This is a genomic window from Planomonospora parontospora (genome assembly GCA_014647935.1).
Lineage (GTDB): Bacteria > Actinomycetota > Actinomycetes > Streptosporangiales > Streptosporangiaceae > Planomonospora > Planomonospora parontospora.
This window is the reverse complement of the sequence record BMQD01000007.1, coordinates 182,640-198,038: the sequence shown is the minus strand read 5'-3', so window position 1 is coordinate 198,038 and position 15,399 is coordinate 182,640. Positions and strand designations below refer to the sequence as shown.

12 protein-coding genes are annotated in these 15,399 nt (G+C 74.4%); 7 read left to right on the top strand and 5 right to left on the bottom strand.

Translation table 11 applies throughout. The annotated features are described in order from the left end of the window. Positions 1–44 precede the first annotated feature (44 nt). From yczE to IEZ07_RS13485, 4 genes are all read left to right on the top strand, one after another. Complete coding sequence (gene yczE, locus IEZ07_RS13500) at positions 45–665, top strand: membrane protein YczE (RefSeq protein ID WP_068899269.1); 621 nt, start codon at positions 45–47, stop codon at positions 663–665. Positions 666–818: 153 nt separating this feature from the next. Then, positions 819–2,582 carry a glycoside hydrolase family 15 protein gene (locus IEZ07_RS13495; RefSeq protein WP_191895064.1) on the top strand — a complete coding sequence of 588 codons (1,764 nt, stop codon included), beginning with the start codon at positions 819–821 and terminating at the stop codon, positions 2,580–2,582. Between the two features lie 145 nt (positions 2,583–2,727). Next, complete coding sequence (locus IEZ07_RS13490) at positions 2,728–2,973, top strand: hypothetical protein (RefSeq protein ID WP_068899266.1); 246 nt, start codon at positions 2,728–2,730, stop codon at positions 2,971–2,973. Between the two features lie 128 nt (positions 2,974–3,101). Then, positions 3,102–4,262: a nucleotide exchange factor GrpE gene (locus tag IEZ07_RS13485; RefSeq protein ID WP_191895063.1), complete on the top strand. Its 1,161-nt coding sequence runs from the start codon at positions 3,102–3,104 to the stop codon at positions 4,260–4,262. A gap of 26 nt (positions 4,263–4,288) precedes the next feature. Here the strand turns inward: IEZ07_RS13485 and IEZ07_RS13480 are convergent, their stop codons facing one another. Next, the gene (locus tag IEZ07_RS13480; protein ID WP_191895062.1) at positions 4,289–4,837 is read right to left on the bottom strand and encodes an RNA polymerase sigma factor; all 549 of its coding nucleotides are present in this window, start codon (positions 4,835–4,837) and stop codon (positions 4,289–4,291) included. A 135-nt stretch (positions 4,838–4,972) separates the two neighbouring features. Here IEZ07_RS13480 and IEZ07_RS13475 point away from each other — a divergent pair, with 135 nt between their 5' ends. From IEZ07_RS13475 to IEZ07_RS13465, 3 genes are all read left to right on the top strand, one after another. After that, positions 4,973–5,299: a hypothetical protein gene (locus IEZ07_RS13475; protein ID WP_191895061.1), complete on the top strand. Its 327-nt coding sequence runs from the start codon at positions 4,973–4,975 to the stop codon at positions 5,297–5,299. Next, positions 5,296–7,173 carry a dynamin family protein gene (locus IEZ07_RS13470; protein WP_191895060.1) on the top strand — a complete coding sequence of 626 codons (1,878 nt, stop codon included), beginning with the start codon at positions 5,296–5,298 and terminating at the stop codon, positions 7,171–7,173. Before IEZ07_RS13475 ends, IEZ07_RS13470 begins: the two co-directional genes overlap by 4 nt. Before the next feature lie 95 nt (positions 7,174–7,268). Continuing rightward, positions 7,269–9,197 (top strand): dynamin family protein, encoded by a 1,929-nt coding sequence (locus IEZ07_RS13465; RefSeq protein WP_191895059.1) that lies wholly within the window; start codon positions 7,269–7,271, stop codon positions 9,195–9,197. Between the two features lie 250 nt (positions 9,198–9,447). Here the strand turns inward: IEZ07_RS13465 and IEZ07_RS13460 are convergent, their stop codons facing one another. From IEZ07_RS13460 to IEZ07_RS13445, 4 genes are all read right to left on the bottom strand, one after another. Beyond that, entirely contained in the window at positions 9,448–10,263 is an 816-nt protein-coding gene (locus tag IEZ07_RS13460) for a DUF2382 domain-containing protein (protein ID WP_191895058.1), read from the bottom strand. Positions 10,264–10,579: 316 nt separating this feature from the next. Next, positions 10,580–13,150, bottom strand: coding sequence for an Hsp70 family protein (locus IEZ07_RS13455; protein ID WP_191895057.1), 2,571 nt, complete (start codon positions 13,148–13,150; stop codon positions 10,580–10,582). Positions 13,151–13,406: 256 nt separating this feature from the next. Then, entirely contained in the window at positions 13,407–14,399 is a 993-nt protein-coding gene (locus tag IEZ07_RS13450) for a hypothetical protein (RefSeq protein WP_239319875.1), read from the bottom strand. A 40-nt stretch (positions 14,400–14,439) separates the two neighbouring features. Then, positions 14,440–15,396 (bottom strand): S66 peptidase family protein, encoded by a 957-nt coding sequence (locus tag IEZ07_RS13445; RefSeq protein ID WP_191895056.1) that lies wholly within the window; start codon positions 15,394–15,396, stop codon positions 14,440–14,442. Positions 15,397–15,399: the final 3 nt, after the last annotated feature.

Genomic DNA, 15,399 nt, shown 5'->3' with positions numbered 1-15,399 from the left:
GGCCCTTTGCCGGGGTGGTTACGGCCAGGATGATTCAGGACATCATGAGCGAACTCTCCCTGACCGCCCTCGGCTCCCTCCCCAACCGCCTGGTCCGCCTCTACGCGGGCCTGGCGCTCTACGGCGTCGGCGTCGCCCTGCAGATCGAGTCCCGCCTCGGCGGCAGCCCGTGGGACGTCTTCCACCAGGGGCTCTCCATCCACCTGGGCCTGTCCGTCGGGACCTGGATCATCCTGGTGGGCGCACTGGTGATGCTGCTGTGGATCCCGCTGCGGCAGCGGCCCGGCGTCGGCACGATCAGCAACGTCGTCTTCCTCGGCCTGTTCGCCGACGCCGCGATGTGGCTGGCGCCCGCGCCCGACCCCCTCGCCGCCCGGTGGGCCTTCCTGCTGTCCGGCGTGGTGGCCACCGCCGCCGCGACGGCCCTGTACATCGGCGCCGGCCTGGGCCCCGGCCCGCGGGACGGGCTGATGACCGGCCTGGTCCGCCTGGGGCTCTCGGTCCGCGCCGCCCGCACGCTCATCGAGCTGACCGTGCTGGCGGCCGGCTGGCTGCTCGGCGGCACCGTGGGCGTCGGCACGGTGGTCTTCGCCCTGGCCGTGGGGTTCCTCACCCAGTTCTTCATGCCGCGGATGAGCTTCACCCGCCCGGCCGCCCGAAGCTGACCGGATTCCCCGGGGCGGACGCCCGGAGACCCGCTCCCGCGCTGCCCGGAGACCCCGCCCCGCACCGTCCGGGACCGCGGAGCGGACCGCCGCGCGGAACCGGACCGGTCCCGGGTGCCGCCCGGACGCGGCCGAGGTATTAGCGTCGGATCCATGCGCATCGAGGACTACGCCCTCATCGGCGACATGCAGTCGGCCGCCCTCGTCGGCCGGGACGGCTCCATCGACTGGCTCTGCCTGCCCCGCTTCGACTCGCCGTCGTGCTTCGGCGCGCTGCTCGGCGACACCGACCACGGCCAGTGGTGGATCGGCCCGGCCGGCGGCGAGCGGCGCTCCGCCACCCGGCGCCGCTACCGGGGCGACACCCTGGTGCTGGAGAGCGAGTGGGACCTGCCGGGCGGCACGGTCCGCGTGATCGACTTCATGCCGCCCCGGCAGGCCAACCCGGACCTGGTCCGGATCGTCGAAGGCGTCTCGGGCTCGGTGGAGATGTCCACCGAGATCCGCATCCGCTTCGACTACGGGCGGATCGTGCCGTGGGTGCGCCGCACCGACGAAGGCCTCCTCCACGCCGTCGGCGGCCCCGACTCGATCTGGCTGCACTCCCCGGTGCCGCTGCGCAGCCGCGGCTACACGCACCACGGGGCCTTCCGCGTCTCGGCGGGCGACCGCCTGCCGTTCGTCTTCACCTGGCATCCCTCCCACGAGCCGCGCCCGACCGAGATCGACCCCTTCGAGCAGCTGACCGAGACCGAGGCGCTGTGGACCGAATGGGCGAACAGGTGCACCCACACCGGCCCGTGGCGGGACGCCGTGGTCCGCTCGCTCATCACGCTCAAGGCCCTGACCTACTCCCCCACCGGGGGCATCGTCGCCGCCCCCACCACCTCGCTCCCCGAGGACCTGGGCGGCGTGCGCAACTGGGACTACCGCTACTGCTGGCTGCGCGACGCCACCATGATCCTGGACGCCCTCATCGGTTCGGGTTACCTGGAGGAGGCCGCCGACTGGCGCGCGTGGCTGCTGCGCGCCATCGCGGGCCGCGCCGAGGACCTGCAGATCATGTACGGCGTCGCGGGAGAGCGCCGCCTGCCGGAGATGGAACTGGACTGGCTGCCCGGCTACGAGGACTCCCGGCCGGTCCGCATCGGCAACGGCGCGGTCAACCAGCTCCAGCTCGACGTCTACGGCGAGGTCTCGAACTCCCTCTACCTGGCCCGCGCCTCCGGTCTGTCGCCGGACAACCGCGCCTGGACCATCCAGCGGCAGCTGATCGACTACCTCGAGGCGCACTGGGACGAGCCCGACGAGGGGCTGTGGGAGGTCCGCGGCCCCCGGCGCCACTTCACCCACTCCAAGGTGATGTGCTGGGTGGCGCTGGACCGGGTGATCAGGGCCGTGGAGGAGTTCGGCCGCACCGGCCCGGTGGAGCGGTGGAGGGCGCTGCGCGACCGCATCCACGCCGAGATCTGCGTCAAGGCCTTCGACAGCACGCGCAACACCTTCACGCAGTCGTACGGCTCGCACGAGCTGGACGCCGCCCTGCTGCTCATCCCGATCGTCGGCTTCCTGCCCGCGACCGACCCGCGCGTGATCGGCACCATCGAGGCCATCGAGCGCGAGCTGCTGGTGGACGGGTTCGTGCTGCGCTACCCGGTGGCAAAGGACAACGACGTGGACGGCCTGCCCGGCGGCGAGGGCGCCTTCCTGGCGTGCAGCTTCTGGCTGGCCGAGGCCCTCGCGATGGTGGGGCGCAGGGACGAGGCGGTCGAGCTGTTCGAGCGGTTGCTGGCCCTCCGCAACGACGTCGGGCTGCTCGCCGAAGAGTACGACCCCCGGTACGGCCGCCTGGTCGGCAACTTCCCGCAGGCGTTCAGCCACGTCCCGCTGATCCACGTGGCCAGCGCGCTCAGCTGACCCACGCGGCCGGACCGGGAGGGGCCGGGGCCGCCCTTTCCGGCCCCTCCCGGAGACCCCGCGGAAAAACTTCCGGTCCCGCTGTAACAAAACGCCTCGGACCCGACTCTCATCTGGCGAACGGCACAACGAGAGGATCGGGAAAATGAGCGACTTCGTCACCACCGAGTTCGTCGACAGCAACGGCGACGGCTACACCGACGCCGAGCTGATCGACACCACCGGCGACGGCTACGCCGACGAGGCGCGTTACGACGTCGACGGCGACGGCGTCACCGACGTCGTCGACTACGACCACAACGGCGACGGCGTCATCGACGAGACCCGCGTCGACCTCGACGGTGACGGCGTGTCCGACTACACCGAGACCTCGGGCCCCTTCTCGGCCTGACCCCAGGGTCCGGCACGCGCCCGGACGACCTCGGGCCCGGGAGCACACCCGTGAGCCCGTGCCCGCCTCCCGGCGGGCCCGGGCCCGCGCGGGCTCCGGACCGCCCGGGCCGCCGACGAAAGGTGATCATGAAAGACGCACGGGCTCTCCCCGCCCTGCTGCTCGCGGCCTTCCTCGCGCTGACCGGCTGCGCCCCGGTGACGGCCGGCTCCGCCGGGGAGTCGCCGGGCCTCGGCAGGGTGGCCGCGGGTTCGGACGGGGCGGTCATTGCCTCCCCGCTGCCGGCCTCCGGAGGCGGCCAGGACGGCGACGCTCCGCTGAAGCCCCCGGGCCGCGAGGGCGAGCCCGGCCGGGAGGGAGGCGGCGGCGACGGCCCCGCGGAGGTGGGGGAGACGGGACCGGTGAGCGGTCTCGGCCTGCCCCTCCCCCTGCCGCTGCTGCTCGTGCTGGCAGCCGGCGCCCTCCTCGCGGTGGCCGCCGCGCTCTACCTGCGGCAGCGCGGCCGGACCGCCCCCTCCGCCTGGCAGGGCGGCCCTGGACCGGCGGAGTTCCCGGCCGCGGCGGGCCCTCCGCCCGCCGCGCCGCCGTCCCCGGCTCCGGGCGGGTCCCCCTCGCCTGCCGTACCGGCCGGAGCACCGCCCATGCCGCCCGTCGCACCGACCGGAGCACCGACCGGAGCACCGACCGGAGCACCGACCATGACCTCCCCCATGCCATCCGCCACACCGCCCGGGTCACCGCCCGCGGCCTCTCCGGCGCCGCCCGCCGTACCCGCCGGAGCGTCACCCGTACCGCCCGCGCCGCCCGGAGGACCGGAAGGTCCGCCGCCGCAGCCGGGCTTCGCCGCGTCCGGCCCCGGTCCCCTCCCCGGGCCTGCGGAGTCCGATCCGCTGGCGGACGCGCTGACCGAGGTCGCGCGGAGCGGGATCAGCCCGGCTCTCGCCCAGCGGGTGGAGCGCCTGTTCGCCGACGGCCATCCGGGGCGGCAGGCGCTGCTCGACGCCTGCATCGACTGCCGGGACCAGATCGACGAACGGCATCCCCGGCTGTCCGGCATGCTGCTGGACGGGCTGAACCGGGCCGGCGTCCGGGAGATCCTCGCGGACGGGCAGCGCTTCGACCCGCGCCTGCACGAGGCGTTCGGCACCGAGCCGACCGATCGGCCGGAGCTGCACGACGTCGTCGCCGAGACCGTCAAGCAGGGCTACGCCGAGGGCGAGCACGTCATCCGCGTGCCGCAGGTCGCCGTCTACCGCCACGAGCGGCCCGGGGACGGGGCGCCGCGGTGAGCATCCGTGCGTTCCCGGCGGTGCCCTCAATCCCCGGCGAGCTCGGTCTGCAGGCGCTTCCTGGCCCGGTGGATCCAGACCCGCACGGTGTTGAGCGGCACCGCGAGCGCGGCCGCCGTCTGCTCGTAGGTGAGCCCGCCCGCCCACAGCAGCAGCGCCTCCCGGTGGGACTCCGGCAGCGCGGTCAGCGCCTGGCGCAGGTCGGCCAGCTCGGCCACGGTGTCCTCGAACGGCCCGGTGACCACCGTCTCCTCCTCCACCTCGGAGAAGAGCGCCCCGCCGGGAGCGCGGCGCCGGACCACCGTGTGGGCGGCGTTGCGCGCGATCGCGAGGACCCAGGCGCGGAAGGGCGCCCGGCCCGCGAAGGAGTCCAGCCCCTTCCACGCGGCCAGCTGCGTCTCCTGCAGCGCGTCCAGCGCGTCGGCGCGGTTGCCGGTCAGGTGGTAGCAGACCCCGAAGGCCTGGCGCTGGGCGGTCGCCCACAGCGCGGCGAAGGCGTGCTCGTCACCCGCCCGCGCCGCGGCCAGGAGAAGACCTTCGTCCTCGACGACCCTGCTCAGGGACCCGCTCGTCATCGGTCACGCTTTCTCCCGAGATGGAAACCACCCCATGACAGCACGCCGCACGATCGTCCGGGTATGAGGTAGCAAGCCATGATATTGGACCGTAACAATACGGAAGCCGGATCATCCGGAAACGAGTCAGAGGACTTGGCTGAGCTGCGTCAACTCCTCTTCGGGACGGTCCCGGGGCCCACGGAGGAGGAGTCCCTGGACATGTTCACGCAGACCTTCTCCTCGGCGGAGGCCGACCTGTCCCTGCTGCCGGAGCCGGACGTCTTCGGGCCGGGCGGCGCAGACGGCGATCCGGCTCCGGACGACGCCGGCTCCGGGCCGTTCGGAGCGACCGGGCCGGAGGACGACCCCTGGGACCTCTCCGGCGCCGACGATCCCGGCGGCCACCACCCGGACGACGGCCACGACCCCCACGACGACTCCCACGACGGCTGGGACCCGCTCTTCGGCGGTGACGTGTGACGGCCTCCTCCGCTCCCCCCGCCTCCCCCGCCGCTCCCGCCTCCCCCGCGGACCTGCTGCGCCGCCTGTGCGACACCACCGCGGCCAGGCTCGCCGGGGCGGAGCTGCGCGAGCGGGTGGCGCAGGTGCGCGCCGGCCTCGACGCGCCGCTGCGGGTCGCGGTGGCGGGCGCGGTGAGCAGCGGGAAGTCCACGCTGGTCAACGCGCTGCTGGGACTTCCGGTCGCCCCGGTGGACGCGGGCGAGTGCACCTTCGTCGTCACCCAGTACGAGTACGGCCCCGACGACGGGCTCATCACCATCGAGCTGACCGACGGCACCACGGCCCGTTCCCGGCTGCTGCCCGGTCACCGGCTCCCCGCCGACCTCGGGGTGGACACGGCCCGGATCCGCCGCCTGCGCGTCTCGCTGGACCTGCCGTCGCTGCGCACGGTCACCATCGTCGACACCCCCGGCATGAACACGGTGACGGCGGTCAACGAGCGGGCCGCCCGCAGCATGCTGTTCGGCTCCGGCGAGGAGGACGACCGCGCGCAGGCGATGATCTACGTGCTGCGCTACGTGCAGAAATTCGACGACACCACCCTCGCCGAGTTCCGCGGCCTGACCGGCGCGTGCGGCCTGAGCTGCGTCAACACCCTCGCCGTGCTCGGTCAGATCGACCGGCGCGGCGACGAGGAGGACCCCTGGCCGACCGCCCGCCGGCTGGCCGCCGGCGGTTACGCCGACCTGCGGACCTCCGTCTTCGACGTGGTCCCGGTGATCGGCCTGCTGGCCGAGACCGCGCGGGCCCGCCCGCTGGACGCCGAGGAGTTCGCGGCCCTGTCGGCCCTGGCCGGTCTGGACCCCGACGACCTGGAGGACTACCTCCTCGACCTGGAGGACTTCCGCACCGCGCCCGACCTGCCCGTCCCCGCCGGGGTACGGCACCGCCTGGTGGAGCGGCTGCACCGGTACGGCATCCGCACGGCGGTGGACGCGCTGCGCCGGGGCGAGGCGGCCGATCCCTCGACGCTCACGGCCTGGCTGCTCCAGCGCTCGGGGTACGCCTCCGCGGGCCGCGCCGCGACGGGTTCGGTGGCCGCCGGCATCGCCCACTTCGCCCGCCGCGCCGACCAGCTGAAGGCGCTCGACGCGCTGACCCGGCTCCGCCGGATCGCCCGGACGCCCGCGCTGGGCTCGGACCGCGCAACCCTGGACGCGCTGGCCGCGCAGCTCGACGAGAACCGGCCGATCGCCGCCGCCCTGGCGGGCCTGCGCATCTTCGCCGCGGCCGAGGCGCTCGGCCGCGGCACCCTGGTGCTGGGCGAGGAGATGGCCGGCGAGCTGCTCCGCCTGGCCCGCCACGACGACCCCGCCGAGCAGCTCGGCCTGCCCGCCGGGGCGCCGCCGGAGGAGATCGCCGCCGCCGCCACCGCCGCGTCGACGCGCTGGCGCGCCCTGGCCATGATGAACGAGGGGCGCACCGCCGGGCACCGGGCCCGGGACGTGCTGACCGTCCTGGAGGACCTGGTCATCGCGGCTCTGGACGCCCAGGCCGGATCCGGTGCCGGAGCCGGGGGCCGGTCCGGGGGCGGGACCCCCCTCCCCCCGGTCCGGGTGGACGCCGCCGCGGTCGAGACCCTGCGCGCCTGCCCGGTGGTGCCGGCCGACGACCGGCGGGCGCTGGAGCTGCTGCTCACCGGGACCGAACTCGCGGTCCAGCTGGGCGCGCCGCCCGGCAGCCCGCACGCCGAGCTCGCCGGTTACGCCGCCGCCCTCGGCGCCCGGTTCCGCGTCCTGACCCACCGGCCGCTCACCCTGCGGCAGCGCCGGGCCGCGGAGCGGATCTGCGACGCCTACGAGGACATCTGGGCGCGCCACCAGGGCGCGTGAGATCCGGCGGCGAACCGGCCGCCCCCGACCTGCTCCGCAGGAGCCTCGTTTCCTCCCCGGCTTGAAGGCCGGGGTATCCGCGAAGGAGAGACCCGATGACGACCCCCGACCCGAACGGCCCCGTGGCGCGGCTGCTGCGCTACGCCAACGAGGTCCACGCGCTGGCGGGCCGGTGCGGCAGGAAGGACCTGGCGGAGGTGCTGGCCGCCTGCGCCGCCCGCTGGAAGGACGAGTGCACCGACATCGTGGTCGCCGGAGCGCAGAAGCGGGGCAAGAGCCGTCTGCTCAACACGCTCGCCGGCCACCCCGACCTGGTCCCGGTCGACGCCGACGTCGCCACCAACTGCTTCCTGTCCCTGCGGCGCGGCCCCAAGCTCACCGCCGTCGTGCACCGCAGCACCGACGCCGGGCCCGTCCAGCTCCCTATCACCGTCGAGTCGATCCCCGACTACGCCTCGATGCGCGGTGACGCCGGCAAGCGGCGCGACGTCGTCAGCGTGGACATCACCCTGGACAACCCGCTCCTGGACGGCCTGCGGCTGCTCGACACGCCCGGCGTGGACAGCCTCACCGTGGGGCACCGGCAGGTGACGGTGGCCATGCTCCAGCGGGCCGACGCGCTGCTGTTCACGCTCAGCGCCCAGGACCAGCCCGTGCTCCGGCACGAACTGGAGTTCCTCGCCGAGGCGGCCGAGCGGGTGCAGGCGATCGCGTTCGTGCTGACCAAGGTGGAGGACTCCGCCAACTGGCGGACCCTGATGGAGGAGAACCAGGCCCGGCTGAGGACCTTCGTCACCGAGGCCGTCGCGGAGAACCCGGCCCGGGCGGTGAACCTCACCCCGCTGCTGTCGGCCCCCTGGATCCCGGTGAGCTCCAAGCTCGCCGAGGCCGCCGAGGCCAAGCGGCGGGAGGGCCGCCTGGAGCGGGCGGACGCGCTGCGGGCGCGCAGCGGCATGGACGCGCTGGAGCGGCACCTGCGCGCCTTCGCCGAGGGCAGGGAGTCCGCGCGGGGCGCCACCGTGGTGGCCGCCGCGCTGTCGGTGCTGAGTTCACTGTCGACCACCGCGCAGGACGACGTGGCCGCGGGCTCGGACGACGAGGGCGACGTGGCCGCCCGGCTCGCCCAGGTCGAGGCCGACCTGGAGGGCCTCACCGAGCTGGCCGCCCGCCGCCGGGCGGGCGCGGTGGCCAACACCTTCCTCGGGCGCGAGGTTGCGGGGATCGTGGCGGCCCGGGTGGCCGAGATCCGCCAGCCGTACGAGAACGCGATCGCCACGCTGAAGAAGCAGGAGCAGGTCGACCGGTACATGGCGGAGCTGCCGATGAGCGTGCAGCGCTCGCTGGAGGCGGCCTGGTCGCAGATCGTCTACGACGTGGAGAGCCTGGCCCGCCGGACGCTCGACGCCTTCGCCCGCGACCTCGGCCTCGACCCCGTCGAGTTCGCCGCCGACCCGGGCGCCATGCCCAACCTCTCGCAGGTCCAGGTAAGGAAGGACGCCTCCGCGGACGTCCCCGGCGAGGTGGACATGGTCCGGGACGTGCTGCCGTCGGCCTCGATCGGGCTCTCCCTGGGCGGCTTCGCCGCGTCCCTGCTCGGGCCGGTCGGCTTCCTGCTGGTCGCTCCGGCCATCGGGGCGGCCATCTTCATGGGACGGCGCTCGATGGAGAAGGTGCAGCGCAACCAGGCGGCGATCCGGGGGGCGCTCCGCGACCAGTTCGCGGCGGTCTCCCGGGAGATGACGCTCGACCTGGAGCGCATGGTGGCGACCTGGCGGGTCGGCGTCGAGCAGGCCGCCGACGAGAGTCTGATGAAGCGGCGCAAGGAACTGGAGGGCAGGCGCGCCGAGCTGAAGGCCGCCTCCGCCCGTTCGGCCGCCGACCGCCGCAAGGCGCGGGAGTCCGGTCAGGACCGGATCGCCGCGATCGAGACCCTCACCAGGCGCGGCCAGGAGCTGCGCCGGGAGCTCGCGACCGCGGTCGCCGCCCTGGGCGCCGGGCAGGAGGCGTCCCCGGCCGCACCGTGAGATGACCCGCCGCTCCGGAAGGCCCGGCTCCCGCGGGAGGCGGCGTCCCGGAGCACCGTCCTCCCGAGAGCCGGTGCCTCAGAAAGCCGTCGTCCCGAGAGCAGGCATCCCGAGAGCAGGCATCCCGAGAGCCGGTGCCCCGGAAAGTCGACGTCCCGGAAAGTCGACGTCCCGCCGCCCCGGGCGTGAACCCGGAGACGGCGGGACGCGGGACGGGCGCGGCGGACGCGGCGGACGCGGCGACGGGCGGTCAGAAGGCGCGGCGGGAGTCGTCCATGTCGCCGTCGGTGCCCCCGTCGATGCCCCCGTCGACGTCGATGCGCTCCTTGCGGACCTGCCCGGAGACGGTCTCCTGCTCGGTGACCCGCTCCTTGCCCAGGCGCACCCGCTCGACCGGTACGGCCTGCTTGTCCACCACCGGCCACTCCTCGTGCAGGACGACCTCGTGCTCGGCCTCGCTGATCTCCGGACCGGCCAGGGCCGCGTCCCGGTTGGCGTCCGTGATGGGCTCGCGTTCGACGCGCACCTCCTCACGGGTCACCGGCACGCTGATCTGCTGCTCCTCGGTGACCACGTACTTGCGCAGCCGGGCCCGGCCCGCCTCGTGCGCCTCGGTGCCGACGGTCAGCTGCTCCTCGGACCGGGTCATCGCCTCGTCGTCGCGGCCCAGCCGCTCGCGCTCGCGCGCACCGCCGCTGTGCGCCCAGCCGCTCTCCCCGGGCTGGTTGGCCTGCCGCCAGGAGTCCGCCCAGTCGATGCCGTAGTAGCGGTACAGCTCGCGCTCCTCGTCGGCCGACAGGTGGCCGCCGGCGTCCACGTCCACGTTGGGGGCCGCCTTGACCCGGTCCTTGTCGTAGGCGACCTCGACGTGGTCGGCGACCACGTCGGCCGCCTGGACGGGGACGAAGGTCTCCCGCATGCCGAACAGGCCGGTCTTGACGCACAGCCACTCGGGCCGGCCGGTGGCGTCGTCCAGGTAGACGTGCTTCACCTCGCCGATCTTCTCGCCGTTGGCGTCGTAGACGTCCTGGTCGAGCACCGTACGGATCTGCTCCTGAGTGATCATCCGGTTTATCCCCCTTTAATCCGTTCGTTCTTCTTGTTCCTTTCGTGACCGATGAATAACCGCCTTGCTGCGATGGAAACCTGCAGACCGAAATCCGTCCCGGCTGCGGAGATCACGGTAGGTCACCCGGGGATCACGCGAACGGCCCCTCTCCCCCAGGTCGGACGCGGAAAAGCCGTCTTCGGGCGGCACGGCCCCACCGTGCCGGGAAATGCCCTTCGACCTGGGGATTCTCGCCTGACCCTAACGTTTGGGTGACAAGGACCTAACCGGGTGACCGTACCGGAGGGGGAGGCCGGAGCGGAGGCGTGGAGGGTCAGAGGGGCAGGTGCACCAGGGTGGCGGGATGGTCGCGGGTGGCCCCGACCGGGTCGGCGGGGCGGTGCAGGCAGAGCAGGCCCGTGGGGACCCGGACGACCGGCTCGAACGTGCCCGCCGCGCGGTGGACCTCCCGCGCCCCCTCGGGGGTGACGTGCACGAGCCTGCTCCGGCCTGCGTCGAGCATGGTCAGCCAGAGCGAGTCGCCGTCGGCCACCAGGCGCGGGCGCTCCCAGCGGTACCGGGAGGTGAGGTGGCCCGCCAGGGCCGCCGACTTCTTGCCCATCAGGAACCGCAGCGCGCCGGACCGCTCGTCGAGGATGCTGACCGACCAGCCCCTGGCGGGGCTCACCTGGTCCGCGCCGACCGCGTAGAGGCTGCCGCCCGCCGGGACCCAGCGCAGCGCCCCGGCCGGGGGGCGCGGCGCGACCAGCGCGGGCCGGCCGGCGGCGGTGTCCGCCTCCAGCCCCGCCGAGCTGGCCGTGAACCACCTGCCGTTGTGCAGGACGACCTGGTGGAGCCAGCTCCGGCCCGGCTCGCGCATCGTCGGCCGGACCACGCCGCCGGGATCGACCAGGCACAGCACCTGCCACGGCCGGAAGTCCTGGTGCCGACTGGCGAACAGCGGCTTGTTGCTGCTGAACTGCCCGAGGACCACCGTGCAGCCGGGCGCCCCGACCGAGAGCGCCGGATCGGTGCCGCTGGGCGAGTCCTGGTCGACCAGCCGGCGCACCCTGTTGTCCTCGTTCACGAACCACTGGGCGTAGGGTCCCAGGTCGCGCGGCTGGGGCTCCTGGAAGAAGAAGCCGCCCCCCAGATCGATCTCGATCATCGCCAGCTGCCCGGTCTCCCCCCACGGCAGACCCACCGCGGCGTCGACCGCGACGGTCTGCCGGGACTGGTAGAACACCCACCCGGTACGGCCGTGCGCCAGCACGGTCGGGTTGCCCCAGGTCTGCAGCGGATGGGTGGAGCGGATGCCCAGCTCGGGGGTGAGCGCGCGCACCAGGAGCTGCGCCGGTCCGACCTGCTCCGTCGTGACGACGCCCTCGCCCGAGGCGGCCCACTCCACCAGCCGGCCGAAGTGGAGCTCGCGGTCGTGGCGGCCCTCCACGCCGTCGAGCCTGCGCAGGAAGTGGCCGCCCTCGAACGCCTGGTGGACGAGGACGCGGCCGCCCGCGGCCCGCGCCTCCAGCACGTGGTCCATCACCTTCTCGACGCCCTTGACCGTGGGGCCGTCCACGGCCGGAGCGCCGCCGGAGGCCGCCCGGTGCCCGGCGGGCACGTGCATCGGCCCGGTGGAGGACCGGTGCCCTGCGGCCGGGTCCCCGGCCGCCCCGGGAGCGGCGGCGGGAGCCGGGGCAGGGGCGGGGGCGGGCGCGGGCGCGACGGGGAGGACGGGGACGGGGTGCCCGCCGGTCGTGCCGGCGGGCCGCAGGGAGGGCCCGCCGGCCGGGTGGGGGCCGGTCGTCCGGCCGGGCTCGCGGTGCTCGACCTTGAGCTTCCAGGCGAGCTGCGCGGCGCCGTACGCGACGACGATCTTCGGGTCGTCGTAGGTGCGCACCTTGTCCCCGAAGCGGTCGCGCACGGCCTGCTGGACCGAGGGCATCCGGCTGCCGCCGCCGGTCATGAACACCGCGGCCAGCTCGTCCGGGCCGATCCCCGCGCCGCGGATCGTCTCCTCCAGGATGTCGGCCGTCCGGATGATCTCCTCACCGATGAGGCCGCCCAGCTCGGCCCGGTCGATCTGCACGTCCTCGTTGACGCCGACCACGTAGTGGGAGGAGGTCTCGAACTTCGACAGGGTCTCCTTCGCCTCCCTGGCGGTCTTCAGCAGGTCGGCGGCGTAGCTGACGTAGCGGCGCTCCGGGTTGGTGGTCACCTGCGTCCACCACTCGGGGTCGATGCGCTCCAGCTGCGTGCCGAAGAAGGCGAAGACCTGCTCGTCGAAGCCCTCGCCGCCGATCTCGTCGCTGCCGCCCGGCTCCCCCACGACCTTGAAGTCGCTCCCGTCGGCGGTGAGCACGGCCGCGTCGAACGTGCCGCCGCCGAGGTCGTAGACGGCCAGGTGGGACCCGCTCGGCACGCGGCCGGAGGAGGCGAAGTAGCGGGCCGAGGCGACCGGCTCGTCGACGAAGGCGATCCGCACGCCGCGCACCACCTTCTTCGCCGCCGCCAGCAGCACCGCCTTGCGCTCGGCGCTCCAGGCCACCGGGTGGGTCAGCGCGATGCAGTCGGGGTCGGCCCCGTCGAACCGGCGCCGCCCCTCGCTGACGAACAGCTCCAGCAGCGCCGCCATGGCGTCGGTGACGTCCACCGGGACCCCGCCGAGCAGCATCCGGCCCCGGCCGACGTAGCGCTTGGGGTTGCGCTCGACGCGCTCGGGGCTGACGCCGATGCCCCGCTGGGCGATCCGGCCGGCCACCAGCGTCCCGCGCTCGTCCAGCATGACGGCGGAGGGGATGCGCCGCTCCCCCTCGACCTCCAGGACGTCGAAGCGGCCTTCGGCGGCTATCACCCCGGCGGAGAAACTCGTCCCGAGATCGACACCGAGGCACCACTGCGCCATTTCTCACTCCTCGTCAGCACAAACCCGATCAGCCCGCCTCCGCCGGCCGCGGCCCGGTCGCGACGGACACGCGGGGAACGGTCCAGGACGCACCTGAGGACCATCGGGCCGAGCGCGGGACAGAAATCATCTTCCTATGGTTTGTCGTGGCCGCATGACGTTTGGTTTGCCGAAGGAGCGTACTGTTCGCACCGGTTTCACCGTCCGCCCCCGGCGCGGCCCTCAATTTCCCGCCACGACCGGCCCCGGGCCGTCCTCAGGCTCCGCCGGTCCCGCCGCCGGACCGCCCGGCCAGGGAGGCCAGGACGCGGGCGAACTCCTGCGGCGGAGCCACCACGAGCCGGGTCTGCCCGTCCTGGTTGACCAGGTCGGCCCTGATCAGGCTGAGACGGCCCCGGTGCCACCAGTGGACCTGCGGGCTCAGCGGATCGGCCGCGCGCTCGAACTCCCGCTGGGCGAACGTGCGCAGCCGCTCGATCGCACGCACCACGTCCAGGCCCTCCACCAGGTGGACGACCAGCGTCGCCGGGTCCGGCAGGACGACCAGCGCCCCGTCCGCGGGCACCGGGAAGTAGTCCTCCAGGTGGCGCAGGTGGGTGGCGGCGCAGGCGGTCGAGCCGGTCAGCCGCCGGACGGCCACGCCGCCGAGGTCCTCCCGGGTCGTCGAGAGGCGCTCGTCCTTGCGGGTGTTGTCGGCGGCCAGCTCCAGCGCCTGGGCGGGGGTGATCGGCCAGCAGCCGACCTCCTCCGGGCGGACCGGCCGGCCTTCGCGCCCGTATCCGATCGTGAGCACCTCGACCAGATCCGCGGTGAGGTGGCGGCCGACCACGCGGGCTGGACCCAGGTCGTCGTCGAGCCGGATCCGGGTGCGCAGCAGGGGCCGGATCTGGGCGAGGTCGCAGGCGTCCAGCGGCTCGTCCAGCGTGGCCAGGGTGTGGGCCAGGTGCTCGGAGACCAGCGTCGGCCAGTCCTCACGCGAGTGGCGCCCCGCCTCGGCGCGCAGCCCCGCCAGCCGGACCGTGACGGTGCCCGGGCCGGGCGGCGCTTCGGGTGGCGCCCCGGACGGCGCCCCGGACAGCGTCAGCGTGCCGCCGTCGGGGGCGAAGGAGCAGGTGTAGCCGAGGGAACCGGCGACCAGGCCGAGCAGGGAGTCGAGGTCGACGTCCTCCACCGGGCGCGGCGGCGGCCCCGCCCGCCGGTCTGCCCGCCGGTCACGATGCCGCCGGAGCCGGAAGAGCCTCAGCCTCACGCGTGCGTCCCCTCTGCCGGGTTTCCTCTCTCTGGTCTCCTTAGAGTGCCCCGTCGGGATAGCGGATCGACCAGGTCAGGGAGCACGATTCAGCATCAATACCACCAAGTGCCCCCATAGGCACACTGAACTGCGGCGTTCCGTGGCCGACCGGGAACCCGGCGACCACCGGCACGCCGAGCGCCCCGAGCCGCTCCTCCAGCACCGGCCAGGGGTCGCCGCAGTCCGTCCACGAACCCAGCGCGAACCCCGCCGCCCCGTCCAGCGCCCCGGCTCCCAGCAACTGCGTGAGCATCCGGTCGATCCGGTAGGGAGCCTCCCCGACGTCCTCCAGCAGGACGATCCGCCCCTCCGCCCGCAGCCGGTACGGCGTGCCGCACAGCGCCGCCAGCAGTGACAGGTTCCCCCCGGTGATCGGACCCGCGGCGCTCCCGGCGGCGATCGCCCGGTCCCCGGCGACGGATCCGATGACGGGCCCGGCGCCACCGAACAGCGCGGCCGAGAGCCGCTCCAGGCTCCGGGGCTCGGGCCCGCCCGGCTCGGCGAGCAGCGGGCAGGCGGGCATGGGGCCGAACCAGGAGACCAGGCCGAGCCGGACCTCCAGCGCCCGGTGCAGGGCGGTGACGTCGCTGGAGCCGACCAGGGTCTTCGGCCCGGCCGCGCGCATGGCCTCCCAGTCGAGCAGGCCTAGGATCCGCGTCGCGCCGTAGCCGCCCCGCGCGCACAGCACCGCGGCGACCGCCGGGTCGCACCAGGCCCGCTGGAGGTCGGCCGCCCGCGCCGCGTCGGACCCGGCCAGGTAGCCGTCGCGGTCGAGCACGTGGGCGCCCGTGACGACCTTCAGCCCCAGCCCGGCGAGCACGGCGGTGCCGCGGGCCAGCCGTACCGGGTCGACCGGCCCGGACGGGGCCACGACGGCCACCGTGTCGCCCGGACGCAGCGGGCGCGGGACGGCGGAACCCGTCCCGGCGTGCCTGGGCGTGGCCGGTTCGTTCACTCC